Consider the following 19,336-nt stretch of genomic DNA (forward strand, 5'->3'; position numbering starts at 1 on the left):
GACACCAGTAGCTAGCCCGATTTGAATCACAGTGGTTCAATACGAAGCATGCAGAAGCGCGAGGGACGACACGACCATGCGCCGGGCCGCCCCCTGTGGGAGCGCGCGGAGCAGATCCGAGTAGAGCGAGGCTGGAGCCAAGAAGAGCTGGCGGAGCGGGCCGGCATCGGCCGCGTCACCCTGGCCAGACTCAAAACCCAAGCGAACAAACCGCAGGCCAGAACCGTCAACAAGCTCGCCGACGCCATCGGCATCAGCCACCGAGAGGCCGGGATCCTATCCGGGCTCATCGGTATCGAGGCTCAGACGGCAGGCTTCATGCTTGACGCCGACACTGACCTGTCGCGTCGCTCGATCATCGAACCTGACGCCGCGCGTCACATCCAAACTCTGCGGGAAGCCGGCCGATCCCTTGGCCGCACCCTCGGCGACGTCCTGGTCCTCACAGGCCTGGCTGAGCCGGAGGAGCTACGGCTCAGCAACGACCCGCTCGTCCGGGAGCTGGTGAACGACCCCGAGCTCCCGGACGACGTCCGCGCGCACCTGCGCGCCGTCTACCTCTAAACGCGCCACTGCCCCAGCTCGGACGCATCGTCCGGAACCGAGCTGGGGCGCCGCTTGCGCATGCCGCCCAGGCCGAGGACGCTGGCCATCGCGATCCGGGCGCCGGCGACCACTCCCTGCTGGAACGAGAGCGTCTTCTTCAGCTCTTCGACCGCTCCGTCTACGGCGCCGTCGACGCGGTCCTCGACGGCCGCCAGGTGGTCCTGGATGCTGAGCGTGCACCGGGCCAGCACGAGCGCGATGCCGAAGAACAGGGCGATGTTCTCCAGCGTGGAGTGGAGCCGGTCGTTGCCGATGTCGGCGATAGCGACGGCGATGGTGGTGCCCCAGAGAGTGACGGTGGCGACGAGAAGTTTGCGAGTCGCCGGGTGGGTAAGGGTACGCCGTGCCATCTATCGTGTTCCTTCCCTTATGAGGCGTGGATCATGGAACGCTCCACGCGTCTCACGTTGGCCGTTGTTGCAGGCGACGGCGGGGTTTGATCACAGTACGTCACGCACTGGCCATTCTAAAGGGGCGTAAGTGACTTCTTTGTTGATCTGTTTCCGCTGGTGAGCGACCTGGATTCGCAACGTTACGCACCGTAAAAATTGAAGGTTGAATTACCTCAAATGCCCGAATGTAGGTTTAGGGCAACACTTACCCGGTAAGGAATACGTGTCCACCCCGATAGGGTGACCGCCCCCGACCTCCCGTCACCGAGGTCGGATACGATCACGTCATTGCGACGAGCAACGCCGCCTGCAAGAAACGGCCCGCCGCAATCCCCGCTAAATGAGGATCGTACCGGCATGGGCACGGTACGTCACTATCAAAAAAGCTCAAAAGTGGGCACGGGGCCTCAAATTTGATCACCTGGTGACAGACGGGCATGCGTCGCCCGAGCCCGCTCCAGCGACAGCTCGCCCGTGTAGTGCTCCACCATCGCCCGAGACGTCCAGCCGAGAATGTGCTGCACATCCGAGTCCCCGGCGCCGGCCGCCAGCAGCTTGTGAGCGGCCGTTCCCCGGAACCGATGCGGATGTACCCCCGCGACCTGCGCCTGGGCGCCCCGCCGCTTCAGCATGTCCGCCACCCCGTACCGCGTCATCTGCCCGGACCGAACACCCCGCAACGGCAGCCACAGCGCCGTCGTCGCCGACGCGTACGGATGCTGGGCCCGGACCCGCAGATACCGGTCGATCGCGGCGGCAGTCTTCTTCCCGATCGGCGCCCAGAACTCGTCCCCGCCCTTGAGCACGATGCGCAGTCGATGGCCACGCAGGTCGACGTCGTCGAGTTGCAGCCCGGCCAGCCCGGACACGCGCGCCCCGTTGTCGATGAGGATCAGGATCATCGCCGTGTCCCGGCGCTCCCCGAACCCGCTGCCCTTGCACGCCTCCAGGAGCCGGCGCAGCTCGTCGTCGGTCAGGTACGGCCGGACCTTCTTCGGCGACTTCGGCTTGTCTGCGCGCAGCACGGGGGAGAGGGTGGTCCGCTCCTCCTCGGCGATCATCCAGTTGAACCAGACGCTCAAGCAGTCGTGCCGGATCCCCGCGGTCCGCGCCGAGGTGCGCGCGGTCTCGGCGACCAGGAACGCGCGGACATGCTCCGCGGCGACCCCTTCGGCGTCGCATGGCATGTCGTGCTCGCGCAGGAACGTGATGAACAGCCGGGCGGACCGGCTGTAGAGCTCGTAGGTCTGCTTCGCCTTATTGGCGGCTTCGAGCTGGAGCTGCCAGGAGTCGAGCATCGCCTCCAGCGGGGTGCCGGCCGGGATGCTGTGACGGATTCGGCGGGGCTTCCGGGGGCGGTCGGGGCGGGCGAATGGGACCACGTTTTCGGTCACGGTGAGGGCTCCCTGTCGTCTTGCTGACCACGGATCGGGCTACGCGGGGGGAGGCCGATTATGTGGTCAGTCACCTATACGCGGACGGGTGGGAGCCCGATTTTTTCGGCCATCCATGATCGAAACATGGGCTGACCAGGGGCGATAGGGTGAGCATGGATCCGGCGTGTGTGTCACCAGACCCCGCAGAGGTCTACCTTATGCGGTGAGCGGATACGGGTGTTCATTCCCCGTTTCCGCCCCGGTCAAGAGAGTTGCCTGCGCAGGCTGGGACTAAGATCCGGTTTGCGTGTTTTATTCGGGTTGGCCAGAGGAGGCGCTGTGATCGTTGTGGAGCGGCAGGAGACGCTCGTCGTGGGTCATGCCGTACGGACCTCCAACGCCGAGGAGATGGACCCGTCTCGGGGGAGGCTGCCCGCGCTCTGGCAGCGGGCGGGTGCCCCGGGGGCCTTCGCGCACGTGCCGGGGCGGGTCGACGAGAACCTCTACGCCGTTCTGACCGACTACGAGAGCGACCACCACGGCTCCTACACCCAGATCGTCGGGGTGGCCGTGCGCAGCATCCCGCGCCTGCCCGAGGGCATGGTCGCGGTGCGGGTCCCCGCGGTGCCCGCGCTGAGGCTGGAGGCCCGGGGGCCGATGCCGGGCGCGCTCATCGAGGTGTGGCAGCGGCTGTGGAAGCACACCGAGTCGGGCGGCACCCCGCCCCGGTCCTTCACCACCGACGTGGAGGTCCACCACCCGGAGGGCGTGGACCTCTACGTCGCGGTCTTCCCGCCGATGGGCTGAACGGATCCCCGCCGGGCCGTACGGAACGGGTGCTCCGTCCCGTACGGCGGCACGCGTTCCGTACGGCCCGGCGCCCTCGCGGCCCTCGGTCCTCGCGGCCCTCAGTCCTCGTCGTCCGGCGGCGGGTCGGGGAGCCGCCAGGCGGAGATGACCAGCGGCATGATCATGTGGGTCAGGAACAGGGCGATCACCATGGTCAGGAAGACGTCGCCGGGGATCAGGAATTCCTCGTCCTTACCGGCGGACACGGCGAGCGTCGCGGCCATGGCGGCGCCGAGGATCCCGAACGTGACGCGGTGGGCCAGGGCGGTGACCCGGAGCCGGTGGGCCAGCTGCCATTCGTCCAGGTGCCGTTCGGCCAGGTCGGTGGCGCCCCTGGTGGCCGTGTTGAGCACGCCGGTGACGGGAATGGAGATGACCAGCACGAGCGCCCCCAGGCCGAGGTAGACCCACCGCTCGACGTCCCGGTCAGTGATCAGCGCGGCCAGCAGCGCGCTGATCCACATCAGCGCCGCCGGGACCAGCCCCGCCGCGGCCAGCACCCTGCGCCGGGTGCGCGTGGCGTACCAGCCCGGCAGGAAGTCCATCTGCAGGATCTCGGCCCGGCTCAGCCGCCTGAACTCCGCCCAGCTCAGCTGCCGGACGTTCTTGCGCTCGCTCATCACTTGACCTCGCTGCCCAGCCGGGGGAACGGTCTCAACGAGAACACCACTTCCAAGGGAACCTCGAAATACTCGGCGATGCGCAGGGCGAGGTACAGGCTCGGGCTGTACTCGCCCCGCTCCAGGTAGCCGACCGTCTGGTAGTGGACCCCGAGCGCGGCCGCCAGTTCCTTGCGCGAGACGCCGCGCTCGGCCCTCAGCATCGGGATGCGGTTGTACACCTCTTCCGCGGACATCGCAGCAGTCTCCCAGCCCGGCGGGGGTCAGGAGCGCTGCGCGGCGAGCTGGCGCGCGGCGAGCCGCGAGCCGGACTCCCGCCGGGTGACCCGGCGGATCAGCGGCGGCGCGAGCAGCATGCCGGCCACCGTCCAGGCCGCCAGCGCGGCGGCGACGTACGGCAGGCGCCAGCTCCCGCCGATCTCCGCGGCGAGCATCGTGTCGGGCAGGAAGGCGGCGCGCAGGCCGAGGCCCTGCCAGTAGAGCGGGAACGCCTGGGCGGTCCACTGGAGGACCTCGGGCATGAGCGTCACGGGGATGAAGACACCCGAGGTGAACATCAGGGCCATCAGCGGCAGGGTCGCGACCCCGACGGCGTTCCTGCTCGGCAGCACGCAGCCGATCGCCGCCCCGAGCGGGACCGTCGCGACCGTGCCCAGCAGCAGCACCCAGGCCAGGGTGAACCAGTCATGGGGCAGGGGGGCGCCGCCCAGCAGGACGCCGGCGGCGACGATCAGCACGCTCTGCACGGCGATCTGGCACAGGGCGGTCACCGCCCGGCCGGCAAGGTAGGCGGGGATGCCGCCGGGGATGGTGCGCAGCCGCAGCAGCGTGCCCTCCTCCCGGTCGGTGACCAGCGCCATCGGGAATGTCATCAGCGCGGTGCCGAAGACGGTGAAGGCCAGGAATCCCACCATCATGAACGTGATCGTGGGGACTCCCGTCTCCTCGACGGTGGAGTCGCCCATCCACAGGGTCAGGGCGGCGAAGACGCCGACCGTGCCGATGAGGGTGCCGAGCAGCTCCTTGCGGGTCCTGAGCAGATGGTTGTGCTCGGTCCAGCCCCGCTTCATCCCGATGCGCAGTGCCCTGGCGTTCACACGTTCCTCCCGATCAGTCCGAGGTAGCTCTCCTCCAGCGACGGCCGCCGGATCTCCAGTCCCGGCACCGGCCCGCCGAACCTCCGGTGCAGCTCCCACGCGGCCTGGGAGGGGTCCGGAGTGGTCATGACCTGCTCGCGGCCGTCCTCCAGCCAGCGCACCTGCGACGGGGCCTGGACGGCCTGCGCCAGCTCGGCCGGGGTCCCGCAGACGGCGATCCGGCCGCCGGACAGGATCGCGGTGCGGTGCGCCAGCTTCTCTGCCTCGACCAGGTCGTGCGTGGTGAGCAGCACCGTCATGCCGTCGTCGGCGGCCAGCCTGGCGAGCAGCCGGTGGAAGTCGTTGCGGGCCTCCGGGTCGAAGCCGGTCGTCGGCTCGTCCAGGAACAGCAGCTCGGGACGGCCCACGATGCCCAGCGCGACGTCCAGGCGGCGGCGCTGCCCGCCGGACAGGCGGCCGACCTGCTGCCCGGCCTGCTCGTCCAGTCCGACGGCGGCCAGCAGCTCGCCGGGGTCGTGCGGGTCGTCGTAGAACCCGCTCAGATGGACGATGAGCTCCCGCACGCCCCACCTGGCGTGGTCCCGCCAGTTCTGCAGCACGATCCCCAGCTTGGCCCGCCAGGCGTCGGTGGCCTTCCCGGGGTCCGTCCCGAGCACGCTCACCTCGCCGGCCGACCGCTTCCGGAAGCCCTCCAGGATCTCGATCGTGGTGGTCTTGCCGGCCCCGTTGGGACCGAGGAGGGTGAAGATCTCCCCTCGCCGGATCTCCAGGTCCACGCCACGCAACACCTCGGCCGCGCCGTACGACATCCGCAGCCCGCGCACGCTCACCGCAGTACTCATACTGATGAATGTAGTAGAAGTACTACACATCAATCAACTCGTACGACGAAGGGCAGTACACCTGGAACGTCGCACCCGGCGCTCCCGCCGCCGGTCACGGTCCCGGACGCGTCCGCCGGAACGGCCGCACGGTGACGGTCAGCGGGGCTCCAGGGTGACGGGGAAGGAGGTGACGCCCCGGACGAAGGCGTTGGGCAGGATGCGCGGGCCCCGGTCGTCGGCCCAGGAGGCCGAGCCGACCCGGCGCACGAACTCCTCGAAGAAGATCCGCAGCTCCAGCCGGGCCAGCGCCGCGCCGAGGCAGAAGTGGGTGCCGAGGCCGAAGGCGATGTGGCCGCCGGGGGTCCGGGTCACGTCGAAGGTGTCGGGGTCGGTGAAGACCGCCGGGTCGCGGTTGGCGGAGCCGTACATCATCAGGACCTGCCGGCCCTCGGAGATCTTCTGCCCGGCCAGGACCGTGTCCCGGGTGGCGGCACGGCACATGTTGAGCACGGGGGTGGTCCAGCGGACGAACTCCTCGACCGCGTTCCCGATCAGCGCGGGGTCCTCCCTGAGCAGCGCCCACTGGTCGGGGTGCCTGATCAGGGCGTCGATCGCGGTGGCGATGACGGTCCTGGTGGTCTCCGCGCCGCCGTCGAGCAGCAGCAGCGCCTCGCTGGCCAGGTGCTCGTCGTCGTATCCGGGCCGCCCGGCCCAGATCGAGGTCAGGTCGTCACGCGGGCAGCCGCGCCGTTCGGCGGCCAGCTCCAGCACGGCGGCGGCGAACTCGCCCGCCGCCACGGCCGCCTCGTGGGTGACGTAGCGCAGGCCGCCGCCGGCCACGATCGTCGTCTCCGACCAGTGGACCAGCTCCGGCCAGCGCTCGTCGGGGAAGCCCAGCAGCCAGCCGATCATCCGGCCGGGCAGCGGCGCGGCCAGCGCCGGGACGGCGTCCACCGTCTTGCTCTCCAGCGCCTCGTCGATCAGCTCGGTCACCACGGCCCGGACCCGGTCGCTGTACTTCTCCGCCACGTAGCGCGGGGTGAAGCGCTTGTAGACCAGGCGGCGGCGCTCGGCGTGCTCGGGGTCGTCCATCCCGATCATCGACGGGTCGCTGGGGAGCTGCGGCCGGTAGCCGCCGGTGCTGGACCAGAGCCTTCCGTCCCGTTCGACCGCCGAGATGTCGGCGTGCCGGGAGATCCCCCACAACCCGTTGCCCTCGTCGAAGTACGCCGGCGCGTGCTCGCGGAGCCAGGCGTAGACCGGCCCGGGGTCCCCGGCGTACATGTCTCCGTCGAGCAGGTCGATCCTGACCGGTTGGTCCATGGGGGTTCCCTTTCGTCAGGCGAGCACTCCCGCCTCGCGCAGCTCGGCGGCGGTCTCTTCCGGCAGCCCCCAGGAGGACAGGTCGGCCAGCCGGGTCGCGGGGGAGAGGTCCTGCTCGGCGACGCCCAGCAGGCGGGGCGCGGGCGCGGGCTGCCGGACCCCCCCGACCTCGACGAACGTGCCCCGCGCCTTGTTGTGCGGGTGCTCGGGGGCCTCGGACATCTCCAGCACGGGCGAGACGCAGGCGTCCGAGCCGTCGAAGACCGCCTCCCACTCGGCGCGGGTCCTGGAGCGGAACGCCCCGGCCAGGCGTTCGCGCAGCGCGGGCCACTGGCCGCGGTCGCTGCGGTCGGGCAGGTCGGTCAGGCCCATGAGGGAGACCATCTCGGCCCAGAACTGCGGTTCCAGGGAGCCGACGGCCAGGTACTTGCCGTCGGCGGTCTCGTAGGTGTCGTACATGGGCGCGCCGGTGTCGAGCAGGTTGCTGCCGCGCGGCCCCCAGAAGCCGCTCTGCACGCCGTGGTAGAACATCGCGAACAGCGTCGCCGCCCCGTCCACCATGGCCGCGTCGACCACCCGGCCCTCGCCGGTCCGCTCCCGCTCCAGCAGTGCCAGCAGCACGCCGTAGGCCAGCATCAGGCCGCCGCCCGCGAAGTCGCCGAGGATGTTGATCGGCGGGGTGGGCTTCTCGTCCCGGCGGCCGAGCATGGACAGCACGCCGGAGATCGCGATGTAGTCGATGTCGTGGCCGGCGGTCGGGGCCAGCGGGCCGTCCTGGCCCCAGCCGGTCATCCGGCCGTAGACCAGCCGGGGGTTGACCGCGTGCAGGTCGGCGGGGCCGATGCCGAGGCGCTCGGCGACCCCGGGCCGGAAGACCTCGACGACCACGTCGGCACGGGCGGCGAGCCGCTTGAAGGCGGCGACCCCCTCGGGGGACTTCAGGTCCAGGCCGACGGTCCGCTTGCCGCGGTCCATCACGTCCGTGCGCGGCTTGTCGCCCGCGGCGGCCACGGCGGAGACCCGGTCGATCCGCAGCACCTCCGCGCCGTGGTCGGCGAGCATCATCCCGGCGAACGGCCCGGGGGCCAGCCCGGCCAGCTCCAGCACCCGGACTCCGGCCAGGGGGCCCTTCCTGCCGGGGCCGCCGGCTCGCTCACTCATGGAATCCATGGTCGTTCTCCTCCGGGGCGCGGACCCGACTCTAGCCGGGCGGACGGTAAACAAGCAATCGCTTGGTCAGATGAAACTTCCCTGCGGGGCAAGTAGAACAACATTCGGATCGGCCTGGCAAGACGCCCTGCCCGACACGTGGGACGTGTGGGAAACTTGCAGCTTGTCGGATCGGCACGGGGGGACACGGATGGCACACCCGCACGGGGGACGGGAGATCGCCGGGCGCTACCGGCTCCTGCGCGAGCTCGGCCGGGGAGGCATGGGCGCGGTCTGGGAGGCGCACGACACACTCCTCAACCGCCCGGTCGCGGTGAAGGAGGTACTGCTCCCGCCGAACCTCGCACCGGCCGAGCACGAGCGCCAGCTGGTCCGCACCGCGCGGGAGGCCAGGACCGCGGCCAAGCTCAACCACCCGGGCATCGTCGCCGTCTACGACGTGGCCGAGGAGGACGGCCGGCCCTGGATCGTCATGGAGCTGGTCAGGGCCCGGGGCCTGGACGAGGTCGGCCTGCTGCCGGTGCGGCAGGTCGCCGAGATCGGCCGCCAGGTGCTGGCCGCGCTGCACACCGCCCACCGGGCCGGGGTCCTGCACCGCGACGTCAAGCCGAGCAACGTCCTGCTCACCTCCGAGGGCCGGGCCGTGCTCACCGACTTCGGCATCGCCACCGTGGAGGGCGACGCCTCGCTCACCCAGACCGGCATGGTGACCGGTTCGCCCAGCTTCCTGGCGCCCGAACGCGCCACGGGCACACCCGCCGGCCCCTGGTCGGACCTGTGGGCGCTCGGCGCCACGATGTACGCGATGCTGGTCGGGCACGCCCCCTTCGAGCGCCGCGACGCCATCGCCACCCTGGGGGCGCTGCTCACCGAGGAGCCCGACTTCGGCCCGGTGCCGCCGGAGATGCGCGAGGTCCTGTACGGCCTGCTCCAGCGCGAGCCCGCCCACCGGCTCACCGCGGAGCAGGCCGACCTGCTGCTGGCGGAGGCGGCGGGGGACCCGGCCGCCGCGGCCCGCCGTACGGCGTCCGGCCCGGTGGCGCGGGAGCACACAGGCCGGACCGGCCGCGGCCACCACGAGCAGGGCCGTCACGAGCAGGGCCGTCACGAGCAGGGCCGTCACGAGCAGGGCCGTCACGAGCAGGGCCGTCACGAGCAGGGCCGTCACGAGGGGGGCCGGAGTCACCCGGGGCAGACCCTTCCCGGCTACGGCCGCGGGCAGGACGGGGCGGGGGAGCCGCCCGCGCGGCGGCGGAGAGGACGGCGGAGCCCGGTCGTGCCGGCGCTGGCGCTGGCGCTGGTCCTGGCCGGTGCGGGCGCGGTCGGATGGATCGTGCTCAGGGAGAACGCGTCGGGGTCCGCCGAGGCGGTCGCGGAGCCGGAGCGGTCCGCGAGCGCGCCCACCGGCCGCGGGGAGGGCGAGGGCCGGGCGAAGAAGCGGCGCACGCCCACCCCCACGCCGGAGCCGGAGCCGGAGCGGACCCGGGCCGAGGCCTCCGTCCCGAGGCTGACCGCCGCGGCGCAGGGCGACTGGTCGATCATGCGCCCCGCCGGCTGGACGGCGGGGTCCACCGGCGGGGAGGGCGCCCGCTGGACCCGCCCCGAGGGGGGCGCCGCCATGTCGGTGGAGGAGCTGGGCTCGTACTTCGACCTGGAGTCCGTGCAGGCGAGCGCGGAGGAGGACTTCGGACGGCGGGGCGAGATCGTCGGGGGGCGGACGGAGAGCGTCGTCACCTCGTACGGCGAGGGCCTCGACTGGGAGTTCACCTGGCGGCCGAAGGAGGGCGGCGGGGCGGAGGACTGGGTCTCCCCCGGGGTGACCTACCACGAGAAGCGGCGCTTCATCGAGGTCGGCGGAACGGCCATGGTCCTGACCTGGACCGCTCCGGACGAGGAGTGGCCTGCCCTGAGTGCCACGGCCGAGACCGTCTTCGAGAGTTTCCAGGCCCGCGAACGGGTGTCCTGAAAGACATGGCGGTGTCACCCCCGTGAAGAGTTTTCGCGCGTTTAACGCGGCCGACCTGGCCTACGGGATATCAGGGATATAACGTTCTATAGGCGATCTTTCCGGTGGAGTGCCCTGGGGGTGATGTTCTGTGGCGCAGACGACGCAGATGGCGGAGCACCGGCGAGCGGTCGAGCGGATCAGGGAGTCCTACGCCGCGATCCCGCAGGACGCGCCGCCCCGGCTGGCGAAGGCCACCACGAACCTCTTCCGGTTCCGGAACGGCCCGAGGGGGGCCGCGCTCTCCGCCCGGGACCTGGACAAGGTCATCGAGGTCGACCCGGTGGCGATGACCGCCGAGGTCCAGGGCATGACGACCTACGAGCACCTCGTGGACGCCACGCTCGCGCACGGGCTCATGCCGCACGTCGTGCCGCAGTTGAAGACCATCACGCTCGGCGGCGCGGTGACCGGGCTGGGCATCGAGTCCACCAGCTTCCGCGACGGGCTGCCGCACGAGTCGGTCGAGGAGATGGAGATCCTCACCGGCGACGGCCGCGTCGTCGTCGCGCGCGACGACAACGAGCACCGCGAGCTGTTCCGCGCGTTCCCCAACTCCTACGGCACGCTCGGCTACGCGCTCCGCATCCGGATCCGGCTCAAGCCCGTCCAGCCGTACGTCCGCCTGACCCACGTGCGCTTCACCGACGCGCACAAGTGCATGCTCGCCATGCAGGAGATCTGCGAGAGCGGCGAGCACGAGGGCGAGCCGGTCGACTTCGTGGACGGCACGTTCTTCGAGCCGGGTGAGCTCTACGTCACCCTCGGCCGCTTCGCCGGGCGCGCGCCGTACGTCTCCGACTACACCGGCATGCGGATCTACTACCAGTCGATCCAGACCAGGACCCGCGACTGGCTGACCGTCCGCGACTACCTGTGGCGCTGGGACACCGACTGGTTCTGGTGCTCGCGCGCCTTCGGCGTGCAGGGGCCGCTGGTGCGCTCGCTGATGCCGCGCCGGTGGATGCGCTCGGACGTCTACCGCAGGCTCGTCGGCCTCGACCGCAGGTACGGCGTGATCGCCCGGGTGGACCGGTGGCGCAACCAGCCCGTGCAGGAGTCGGTCATCCAGGACATCGAGGTGCCCGTGGAGCGCGGCGCCGACTTCCTGGAGTTCTTCCACGACCGCGTCGGCATGACGCCGGTCTGGATGTGCCCGCTCACCTCCACCGGCCGGTGGCCGCTCTACCCGCTGGAGCCGGGGCGGCTGTATGTGAACTTCGGCTTCTGGGGGACCGTCCCGCTGCCCCGGGGGCAGTTCGACGGCTACCACAACCGCCTCATCGAGCACGAGGTGCACGCGCTCGACGGGCACAAGTCGCTGTACTCCACGTCGTTCTACCCCCGGGACGAATTCTGGCGCCTCTACAACGGGGACGCCTACTGGCCGGTCAAACGGGCCTACGACCCGGGCGGCCGGTTGCTCGACCTCTATGACAAGTGTGTACGGGGGCGTTAGGGAGGTTTCTTCTGTGAGGCTCGCGGAAGTATTCGAGAAGGTCGTGGGCACCGAGTCGGGCATCCGCCTCGTCGCCTACGACGGAAGCAAGGCGGGAACGGCGGGCGCGGACGTCGGCCTGGAGGTGAAGAGCCCGGCGGCGGTGGCCTACCTGGCGCAGGCCCCCGGCGAGCTGGGGCTGGCCCGTGCCTACGTCTCCGGGCATCTCGACGTCCACGGGGACATGTACACACTGCTGTCGCGCATGTGGTCGCTCACCATCAACGACATCCCGATGAGCGAGAAGGCCGCCGCGGTCCGCGCGCTCGGCGTCAAGCCCCTGCTGATGCGGGTGCCGCCCCCGCCCCAGGAGATGCGGCGCAGCCTCCTGGCCAAGCTGGGCAGCAGGCACGCCAAGCAGCGCGACGCCGAGGTGATCCACCACCACTACGACGTCTCCAACCGGTTCTACGAGTGGGTGCTCGGTCCCTCCATGGCCTACACCTGCGCGGTCTTCCCCTCCGAGGAGGCCTCGCTGGAGGAGGCGCAGTTCGCCAAGTTCGACCTGGTGGCGAAGAAGCTCGGGCTCCAGCCCGGCATGCGGCTGCTGGACGTGGGCTGCGGCTGGGGCGGCATGGCCATGCACGCCGCCCGCGAGTACGGAGTGAAGGTCCTGGCGGTCACCCTCTCGCGCCAGCAGGCCGAGTGGGGGCAGAAGGCCGTCGCGGAGGCCGGGCTCACCGAGCTGGTCGAGATCCGGCACATGGACTACCGCGACGTCACCGAGACCGGGTTCGACGCGGTCAGCTCGATCGGCCTGACCGAGCACATCGGCAAGGAGCAGCTCCCGTTCTACTTCCGCTTCCTGTACGACAAGCTCGTCCCCGGCGGGCGGCTGCTCAACCACTGCATCACCCGGCCGACGGGGACGGAGAAGACCCTCAACGCGGGGGGCTTCATCAACCGCTACGTCTTCCCCGACGGGGAACTGGAGTCGGTCGGCCACCTGATCCGCCAGATGGAGGACACCGGCTTCGAGATCCGCCACGAGGAGAACCTGCGCGAGCACTACGCGCGGACCCTCCGCCACTGGGGGGCCAACCTCGACGAGCACTGGGACGAGGCGGTCGGGGAGGTCGGCCAGGGCACCGCCAGGGTCTGGCGGCTCTACATGGCCGGCTGCGTGGTGGGATTCGAACGCAACAAGATCCAGCTCCACCAGGTGCTGGCCACCAGGCTCGACGCCGGGGGCGGCGCCCGCATGCCGCTGCGCCCCTCCCTCGACTGGCCCTGACCCCGCCCGCGGCAGGCGGCGGCCCCGTTCCGCACGGACGGGCCGCGGCCTGCCCGGCCGCGCTTTCCGGCGCCTCCGGACCGGCCCGGAGCGCGGCTCAGGCCGCCAGCAGCGGGCCGGATCCGTCGGCCGCCACCCAGCGGCCCCTGCCGAGGCGCTTGGCCGAGTACATCGCGGTGTCGGCCGCGCGGAGCATCTCCGTGGGCGTCCCCTCGGACAGGTCGCCGGAGTGGACGGCGATGCCGATGCTGGCGCCCACGGACAGCCGGTGCCCGCGGAACAGGACCGGCCGGGGGATCTCCTCCAGGACCCGTTCGGCCAGCCGTACGGTCTCCTCGGCCGAGGACTCCGGGCGCAGCAGGACGAACTCGTCGCCGCCGAGCCGGGCCACCAGGCCGGTCCCGTCCATCGCGGCCGACAGGCGGCCGGCGATCTCGACGAGGACGGCGTCGCCGGCGTCGTGGCCGTGGCGGTCGTTGATCTCCTTGAAGCCGTCGAGGTCGAGGTAGAGCACGGCCGCCCCGGTGCCGGAGACCCGCACGGTCTCCTCCAGGGTGTCGTGCATCACCGTCCGGTTGACCAGCCCGGTCAGCGGGTCGTGGTGCGCCTGGTAGGCGAGTTCGGCCTGCATCCGCTCCTGCTCGCGGACGGCGGTGGTGAACCTGGCCAGCACGAACGCCGCACAGGCCGCGCTGGCGACGATGGTCGCCAGTTCCTGCCCGCTGAAGCCCGCGTACCGCAGGGCCAGGGCGGGGGTGCCGAGCAGGGCCAGGCCCAGGAAGACGACCCGCGCCGGGTGCAGCGTGCGGACCCGGGAGCCGGGGTGCGTCAGCTCGGCCCGGCCGGGGTGCAGCATGGCCGCGACCATCAGGGCGTGGCCGGCCAGCAGGCCCGCGCCGAGCTTCTCCACGTACTGGTAGTCGAGCACGTACGGCAGCAGGTTGTAGCCCAGGTCGACGGCGAGGTAGGTGGAGACCGCGCCGAACAGCAGGAGCGTCGGGGCGCCGCGCTCGCCCGGCGAGAGGGTCAGGAACAGCACGGCGGCCAGCAGCACGATGTCGCCGACGGGGTAGAGGGCGGGCACGACGGCGTCGCCGAAGCCGTACTCGAAGAGGGGCTGGATCAGGAACTGCCAGGAGGCCAGCGCGGCCACCGTGGTGAGGGTCAGCGCGTCGAGCACACCGCCGCTGAGCCGGCCGGGGGCGCGGCGGCGCGCCATCAGGACCAGGGCCGTCGCGACGAGCGGGTAGCCGCCGAGCCAGAAGGCGTCGCTGACCCCGACCGCGGGCACCTCCCCGAACAGGAAGAACGCCATCTCGATCGCGTCGCCGGTCAGCCAGAGCGTCTGGGCCGTCGCGACCAGCAGCCACGGCCGCCGGTCGGAGCCCGCCACCAGCCGCAGCGCCGCCCACCAGGACAGGGCGCAGATCGCCCCGTAAGTGGCGAAGTAGAGGATCTGGCCGGCCGGCACCGCATAGAGAACGGCGGTCACGACCGCGGCCGTGACCGCCGTACCGAGGAAGAGCCTTGTCCCGCCGACCGTCATGTCCCCCTCTTCGGCAGGACGGTCCGCCGGTTGAGGGATTCTGCGAGGATCCGGTGGGCCCCGCCGTGGCGGGGCCCACCGGGAGCCCTCAGCGGAGCTCGCGCTTGAGGATCTTTCCGGTGGCGGTCATCGGCAGGGCGTCGCGGAACTCGACGATCCGCGGGTACTTGTAGGCCGCCATGTTCTCCTTGCACCAGGCGACCAGCTGCTCCTCGGTGACGGTCGCGCCGGGGGTGCGGATGATGTAGGCCTTGACCTCCTCGCCGTGCGAGTCGTGGGCGACCCCGACCACCGCGGCGAGGGAGACCTCGGGGTGGGTCATCAGGACCTCTTCGAGCTCGCGCGGGTAGACGTTGAAGCCGCCACGGATGATCATGTCCTTGGCCCGGTCGATGATCGCGTAGTAGCCGTCCGCGTCGCGGGTGGCGATGTCGCCGGTCCGGAACCAGCCGTCGTTCATGACCTCGGCGGTCGCCTCGGGCCGGTTGTAGTAGCCCTTCATCACGTTGTGGCCGCGGATCGCGATCTCACCCGGGCCCTCGCCCTCGACCGTGTTCCACTCGCCGTCGATGAGCTTCATCTCCACGCCCCAGATCGGCGTGCCGATGCTGCCCGCCTTGCTGGGCTTGCCGGGCTGGTTGAAACTGGCCACCGGGGAGGTCTCCGACAGGCCGTAGCCCTCCAGGATGCCGACGCCGAAGGTCGTCTCGAAGTCCTTGAGCACCTCGACCGGGGAGGAGGCGCCGCCGGCCACCGCGACCCGCAGCGAGGTGGGCACCTCGTCGCCGTCGGCGTGGATCTTCGTCAGCATGCCCCAGTACATCGTCGGCACGCCCGCGAACAGCGTGACGTTCTCCTTGCGCATCAGCTCCAGCGCCGGCCCCGGCTCGAAGCGCGGCATGAGCACGATGGTGCCGCGGCGGCGGAACCCGGCGTTCATGATCACGGTCTGGCCGAAGGAGTGGAACAGCGGCAGCACCGCGAGGTAGGCGTCGCCGCCCTCGGCGCGCGGGAACATCTCGTCCGAGACCATGGCGTTCATCAGCATGTTCTGGTGGCTGAGCTCGGCGCCCTTGGGCTGGCCGGTGGTGCCGCTGGTGTAGAGGATCACCGCGGTGTCGTCCGCCGAGGTCTGCACCGTCTGGAACTCCCCGGAGACGCCGTCCAGTGCCGCCCAGATGGTCTCGCCGTACTCCGACTCGGTGGCGAACGGCGTGGCGGGCAGCACGAAGAAGTGCTCGGTGTTCGCCGCCCCCTCGAAGCCGGCCTTGCCCCGCTCGCCCAGCGGCAGCTCGGGAGAGCCCTCGAAGCAGAACAGCGCCTTGGCCTCGGAGTCCTCCAGGTGGTAGGTGATCTCGCGGGACTGCAGCAGCACGTTGAGCGGGACGACCGTCGCCCCGGCCTTGAGGATGCCGAAGTAGACGAACGGGAAGTAGGGAAGGTTCGGGCAGGCGAGCGCGACCTTGTCGCCCTTGCCGATCCCCCGGGAGACCAGCAGGTTGGCCACCTGGTTGGCGACCGTGTCGACCAGGGAGTACGGCAGCCGCAGTTCGCCGAAGACGAGTGCGGTGCGGTCGGGGTTCTCCCGGGCGCTGTCCTCCAGCACGATCGACAGGTTGAGCATGGTGGATCCTCCGTCCGAACAATCTCTGACCGGTTCATCCTTGCAGTCCGAGCATACCGACCGGTAGGTAACCCAGGTCACAAATTGACGGGTGCCCTGGCTGAGAGTATGCAGGTAAGAGCCCGCTTACCGGGGGGAGGCGAGCCGGCCGTCTGAGCGAGGAAGGGTTCAGTGAGCATGCCGACGAGCACCTCGATGGGCAAGCAGTACGACTACGTGATCGTGGGAGCCGGGTCGGCGGGCTGCGTGCTCGCCGGCCGGCTCTCGGCGGACCCCGCCGTGACGGTCGCGCTCCTGGAGGCGGGCGGGTCCGACCGGAAACTCGAGATCCGCATGCCCGCAGGGTTCGCCAAGCTGTTCAAGACCGACTACGACTGGAACTTCACCACCGCCAAGCAGGCCGAGCTGTCCGGCCGGGAGCTCTACTGGCCGCGCGGCCGGGTGCTCGGCGGCTCCTCCTCGCTCAACGCCCAGATGTGGGTCCGCGGGCACCGGGCCGACTACGACGGCTGGGACGTGCCCGGCTGGTCCTACGACGAGGTCCTGCCGTACTTCCGGCGGGCCGAGAACCGCGTCGGCAGCAACCGCGGCGACGTGTACGGCAGCGGCGGCCCGATCCACATCTCCGAGCTGCGCAGCCCCAACATCACCACCACCGCGTTCCTGACCGCCTGCGAGGAGCTCGGCCTGACCCGCCTGGAGGAGCTGAACGGCCCTTCCAACGAGGGCTTCTGCGCCACGCCCGTGACCCAGGACCGGGGCCGCCGCTGGAGCGCCGCCGACGCCTACCTGCGGCCCGCGCTGAAACGGCCCAACCTGACCGTGCTCACCTCTTCTCACGTGAACAGGATCCTCATCGAGGACGGCCGCGCGACCGGCGTGGAGTACGGCGGCCCGGCGGGCGCCTCGGTGGTGCGCGCCCGGCGGGAGGTGGTCCTGGCGGCCGGGGCGATCGGCTCACCGCACCTGCTGATGCTCTCCGGCGTCGGCGCCGCCGACGAGCTGCGGGAGCAGGGCGTGGAGCCGGTCCTCGACCTGCCCCAGGTCGGCCGGAACCTCCAGGACCACCTGGCCTCGGCCGTCATCCTGCACTGCCCCCGGCCGGTCACGCTCGCCGGCGCCGACTCGATGGCCAACCTGCTGCGCTTCCTGGCGGGCCGCACCGGCATGCTCACCTCCAACGTCGGCGAGGCGGTGGCCTTCATCCGCACCGGCCCGGAGGAGCCCGCCCCCGACATCGAGCTGATCTTCGCCCCCGGCCCGTTCATCGACCACGGGCTGACGCCCCCGTCCGGCCACGGCCTGACCATCGCCTCCATCCTGCTCCAGCCCGAGAGCCGGGGGCGGATCGCGCTGAACGGCCGGGAGGCGGCGATCGACCCCGGCTACCTGACGGCCGAGATCGACCTCCGGCGGCAGGTGGCCGGGCTGAAGAAGGCCCGGGAGCTGTTCGCGACCGCTGCGCTCAAGCCGTTCGCCGGCCCGCCGATGGACCCCTACTGGGGTGCGGAGAGCGACGAGGAGCTCGCCCGCTGGATCCGCGAGCGGAGCGAGACCCTCTACCACCCGGCCGGCACCTGCCGGATGGGGACGGACGCCGAGTCGGTGGTCGATCCGGCGCTGAGGGTGCGGGGGGTGGAGGGGCTGCGCGTCGCCGACGTCTCGATCATGCCGGTCATCAACCGGGGGCACACGCACGCCCCGGCCGTCATGATCGGAGAGAAGGCGGCGGACCTGATCGCGGCGGACCGCGCGGCCTCCTGACCGGACCGGCCGCGGGCCGTACGGCCTTTGGGGCAGACCGTACGGCCCTGCCGGCCGAGTGTGGGGTGGCTCACACTTGACGTAAGTGGTTACTTGCACAAATCTGGGTTAATGACCGTGAACGTGGCCGATATCGATCTGTCGCAGATCCCGTTCTGGGCGCTCCCGCAGCAGGAGCGCGCCGACGCCTTCCGGCGCCTGCGCGAGCTGGAACGGCCCGTGTTCACCAAGGAGAACAGGGTGCCGTTCGTCGGGCACGGGCCCGGCTACTACGCGCTGGTACGGCATGCCGACGTCTCCGAGGCGAGCAGGAACGCCGGGGTCTTCAGCAGCGAGCCGACCGCCAACAGCATCGTCGACATGCCCCGGTGGATGGCCGTCTACTTCGGCTCGATGATCAACATGGACGACCCCCGGCACGCGCGGCTGCGCCGGATCGTCTCGCGGGCCTTCACGCCCCGGATCCTGTCCAAGATGGAGGAGGACCTGCAGCGCGCGGCGACCCGCATCGTGGACGAGGCCGTCGCGGAGGGGTCCGGCGACTTCGTCACCCAGATCGCCGCCCGCCTTCCGGTCCAGGTCATCTGCGACATGATGGGCATCCCCCCGAAGTTCCACGGCCGGGTGCTCCGGGCGACCAACATCATCCTCGGCAACGCCGATCCCGAGTACACCGGCATCGAGCCCGAGTTCAAGCGCTGGAACGTGGCCCGCGGCCTGGTCAAGCTGATGGGCGCCGGCCGGGAGCTCAACCACCTGGCCGCCCGGCTCGGCCGTACCCGCCGGGGAAACTCCACCGGCGACCTGACCAGCCTGCTGGTCAACGGCGAGGAGTCCCTCACCCCGCAGGAGCTGGGCTCGTTCTTCATCCTCCTGGTGGTCGCCGGGAGCGAGACCACCCGCAACGCCATCTCGCACGGCCTGAAGCTGCTCACCGACCACCCCGAGCAGCGGGCGCTCCTGCTGGAGGACTTCGAGGGCCGGATCGGCGGCGCAGTCGAGGAGATCATCCGCTACTCCACCCCGGTGATCCAGTTCCGCCGGACCCTCACGCGCGACCACTCGATGAACGGCATGGACTACCGCAAGGGCGACAAGGTCCTGCTCTTCTACAACTCCGCCAACCGCGACGAGGCCGTCTTCACCGACCCCGACGCCTTCGACATCACCCGCCACCCCAACCCGCACGTCGGGTTCGGCGGGCCCGGTCCGCACTACTGCCTCGGCGCCCACCTGGCCCGCCGCGAGATCACCGTGATGTTCCGCGAGCTCTTCACCCGCCTGCCGGAGATCCGTTCCACCGGCGAGCCCGACTACCTGCTGTCCAACTTCATCAACGGCATCAAGCACCTGCCGTACACGACGTAGCCGGACGGCAGGCCCGCCTGGCCCGGTCGCGGCCGGTGCC

The 19,336-nt window shown here is 70.8% G+C and carries 17 protein-coding genes; 7 read left to right on the forward strand and 10 right to left on the reverse strand.

Annotated elements, in window-relative coordinates; genetic code table 11:
• Positions 1-48 precede the first annotated feature (48 nt).
• Complete coding sequence (locus FHS22_RS21620) at positions 49-564, forward strand: helix-turn-helix domain-containing protein (protein WP_184944235.1); 516 nt, start codon at positions 49-51, stop codon at positions 562-564.
• Here FHS22_RS21620 and FHS22_RS21625 read toward each other — a convergent pair.
• Both FHS22_RS21625 and FHS22_RS21630 read right to left on the reverse strand, forming a co-directional pair.
• Entirely contained in the window at positions 561-956 is a 396-nt protein-coding gene (locus FHS22_RS21625) for a hypothetical protein (RefSeq protein ID WP_184944236.1), read from the reverse strand. The genes FHS22_RS21620 and FHS22_RS21625 overlap by 4 nt on opposite strands.
• Before the next feature lie 449 nt (positions 957-1,405).
• Positions 1,406-2,392 carry a tyrosine-type recombinase/integrase gene (locus tag FHS22_RS21630; RefSeq protein ID WP_184944238.1) on the reverse strand — a complete coding sequence of 329 codons (987 nt, stop codon included), beginning with the start codon at positions 2,390-2,392 and terminating at the stop codon, positions 1,406-1,408.
• A 321-nt stretch (positions 2,393-2,713) separates the two neighbouring features.
• On the opposite strand from FHS22_RS21630, the gene FHS22_RS21635 reads away from it, so the two are divergent.
• On the forward strand, positions 2,714-3,181 hold the full coding sequence (locus FHS22_RS21635) for a GyrI-like domain-containing protein (protein WP_184944240.1): 468 nt from the start codon (positions 2,714-2,716) through the stop codon (positions 3,179-3,181).
• Positions 3,182-3,282: 101 nt separating this feature from the next.
• On the opposite strand, the gene FHS22_RS21640 is transcribed toward FHS22_RS21635, so the two are convergent.
• From FHS22_RS21640 to FHS22_RS21665, 6 genes are all read right to left on the reverse strand, one after another.
• Complete coding sequence (locus tag FHS22_RS21640; RefSeq protein WP_184944241.1) at positions 3,283-3,843, reverse strand: hypothetical protein; 561 nt, start codon at positions 3,841-3,843, stop codon at positions 3,283-3,285.
• The gene (locus FHS22_RS21645) at positions 3,843-4,079 is read right to left on the reverse strand and encodes a helix-turn-helix transcriptional regulator (RefSeq protein WP_184944243.1); all 237 of its coding nucleotides are present in this window, start codon (positions 4,077-4,079) and stop codon (positions 3,843-3,845) included. Before FHS22_RS21645 ends, FHS22_RS21640 begins: the two co-directional genes overlap by 1 nt.
• A 27-nt stretch (positions 4,080-4,106) precedes the next feature.
• Entirely contained in the window at positions 4,107-4,940 is an 834-nt protein-coding gene (locus FHS22_RS21650; RefSeq protein ID WP_221473937.1) for an ABC transporter permease, read from the reverse strand.
• Positions 4,937-5,782: an ABC transporter ATP-binding protein gene (locus FHS22_RS21655; protein ID WP_184944245.1), complete on the reverse strand. Its 846-nt coding sequence runs from the start codon at positions 5,780-5,782 to the stop codon at positions 4,937-4,939. The genes FHS22_RS21650 and FHS22_RS21655 overlap by 4 nt, the downstream gene beginning before the upstream one ends.
• 138 nt (positions 5,783-5,920) lie before the next feature.
• Positions 5,921-7,087 (reverse strand): cytochrome P450, encoded by a 1,167-nt coding sequence (locus FHS22_RS21660; RefSeq protein WP_184944246.1) that lies wholly within the window; start codon positions 7,085-7,087, stop codon positions 5,921-5,923.
• A 15-nt stretch (positions 7,088-7,102) separates the two neighbouring features.
• Positions 7,103-8,248: a CaiB/BaiF CoA transferase family protein gene (locus tag FHS22_RS21665; RefSeq protein ID WP_184944248.1), complete on the reverse strand. Its 1,146-nt coding sequence runs from the start codon at positions 8,246-8,248 to the stop codon at positions 7,103-7,105.
• A 199-nt stretch (positions 8,249-8,447) separates the two neighbouring features.
• Between FHS22_RS21665 and FHS22_RS21670 the strand changes: the two genes are divergently transcribed.
• The 3 genes from FHS22_RS21670 to FHS22_RS21680 all read left to right on the forward strand — a co-directional run bounded on the left by FHS22_RS21670 (position 8,448) and on the right by FHS22_RS21680 (position 12,994).
• On the forward strand, positions 8,448-10,223 hold the full coding sequence (locus FHS22_RS21670) for a serine/threonine-protein kinase (protein ID WP_184944250.1): 1,776 nt from the start codon (positions 8,448-8,450) through the stop codon (positions 10,221-10,223).
• Between the two features lie 148 nt (positions 10,224-10,371).
• Positions 10,372-11,721, forward strand: coding sequence for an FAD-binding oxidoreductase (locus FHS22_RS21675; RefSeq protein WP_184944443.1), 1,350 nt, complete (start codon positions 10,372-10,374; stop codon positions 11,719-11,721).
• A 13-nt stretch (positions 11,722-11,734) separates the two neighbouring features.
• Positions 11,735-12,994: an SAM-dependent methyltransferase gene (locus FHS22_RS21680; RefSeq protein WP_184944252.1), complete on the forward strand. Its 1,260-nt coding sequence runs from the start codon at positions 11,735-11,737 to the stop codon at positions 12,992-12,994.
• Positions 12,995-13,091: 97 nt separating this feature from the next.
• Here the strand turns inward: FHS22_RS21680 and FHS22_RS21685 are convergent, their stop codons facing one another.
• Positions 13,092-14,540 (reverse strand): GGDEF domain-containing protein, encoded by a 1,449-nt coding sequence (locus FHS22_RS21685; RefSeq protein ID WP_184944254.1) that lies wholly within the window; start codon positions 14,538-14,540, stop codon positions 13,092-13,094.
• 88 nt (positions 14,541-14,628) lie between these two features.
• Entirely contained in the window at positions 14,629-16,164 is a 1,536-nt protein-coding gene (locus FHS22_RS21690) for a long-chain-fatty-acid--CoA ligase (protein WP_184944256.1), read from the reverse strand.
• Between the two features lie 177 nt (positions 16,165-16,341).
• Between FHS22_RS21690 and FHS22_RS21695 the strand changes: the two genes are divergently transcribed.
• Positions 16,342-17,928: a GMC family oxidoreductase gene (locus tag FHS22_RS21695; protein ID WP_260408168.1), complete on the forward strand. Its 1,587-nt coding sequence runs from the start codon at positions 16,342-16,344 to the stop codon at positions 17,926-17,928.
• Positions 17,929-18,039: 111 nt separating this feature from the next.
• Positions 18,040-19,296, forward strand: coding sequence for a cytochrome P450 (locus FHS22_RS21700; protein WP_184944258.1), 1,257 nt, complete (start codon positions 18,040-18,042; stop codon positions 19,294-19,296).
• Positions 19,297-19,336: the final 40 nt, after the last annotated feature.

The sequence above is a fragment of the Thiemannella venezuelensis genome, assembly GCF_014203605.1.
Classification (GTDB): domain Bacteria; phylum Actinomycetota; class Actinomycetes; order Streptosporangiales; family Streptosporangiaceae; genus Planomonospora_A; species Planomonospora_A venezuelensis.

Bases quoted from the DNA above. Each gene is read 5' to 3' on its own strand.
- FHS22_RS21690 (WP_184944256.1), bottom strand. From the start codon at position 16,164: ATGCTCAACCTGTCGATCGTGCTGGAGGACAGCGCCCGGGAGAACCCC.
- FHS22_RS21640 (WP_184944241.1), bottom strand. From the start codon at position 3,843: ATGAGCGAGCGCAAGAACGTCCGGCAGCTGAGCTGGGCGGAGTTCAGG.
- FHS22_RS21700 (WP_184944258.1), top strand. From the start codon at position 18,040: ATGACCGTGAACGTGGCCGATATCGATCTGTCGCAGATCCCGTTCTGG.
- FHS22_RS21655 (WP_184944245.1), bottom strand. From the start codon at position 5,782: ATGAGTACTGCGGTGAGCGTGCGCGGGCTGCGGATGTCGTACGGCGCG.
- FHS22_RS21625 (WP_184944236.1), bottom strand. From the start codon at position 956: ATGGCACGGCGTACCCTTACCCACCCGGCGACTCGCAAACTTCTCGTC.
- FHS22_RS21665 (WP_184944248.1), bottom strand. From the start codon at position 8,248: ATGAGTGAGCGAGCCGGCGGCCCCGGCAGGAAGGGCCCCCTGGCCGGA.
- FHS22_RS21660 (WP_184944246.1), bottom strand. From the start codon at position 7,087: ATGGACCAACCGGTCAGGATCGACCTGCTCGACGGAGACATGTACGCC.
- FHS22_RS21645 (WP_184944243.1), bottom strand. From the start codon at position 4,079: ATGTCCGCGGAAGAGGTGTACAACCGCATCCCGATGCTGAGGGCCGAG.
- FHS22_RS21675 (WP_184944443.1), top strand. From the start codon at position 10,372: ATGGCGGAGCACCGGCGAGCGGTCGAGCGGATCAGGGAGTCCTACGCC.
- FHS22_RS21620 (WP_184944235.1), top strand. From the start codon at position 49: ATGCAGAAGCGCGAGGGACGACACGACCATGCGCCGGGCCGCCCCCTG.
- FHS22_RS21685 (WP_184944254.1), bottom strand. From the start codon at position 14,540: ATGACGGTCGGCGGGACAAGGCTCTTCCTCGGTACGGCGGTCACGGCC.
- FHS22_RS21695 (WP_260408168.1), top strand. From the start codon at position 16,342: ATGCCGACGAGCACCTCGATGGGCAAGCAGTACGACTACGTGATCGTG.
- FHS22_RS21670 (WP_184944250.1), top strand. From the start codon at position 8,448: ATGGCACACCCGCACGGGGGACGGGAGATCGCCGGGCGCTACCGGCTC.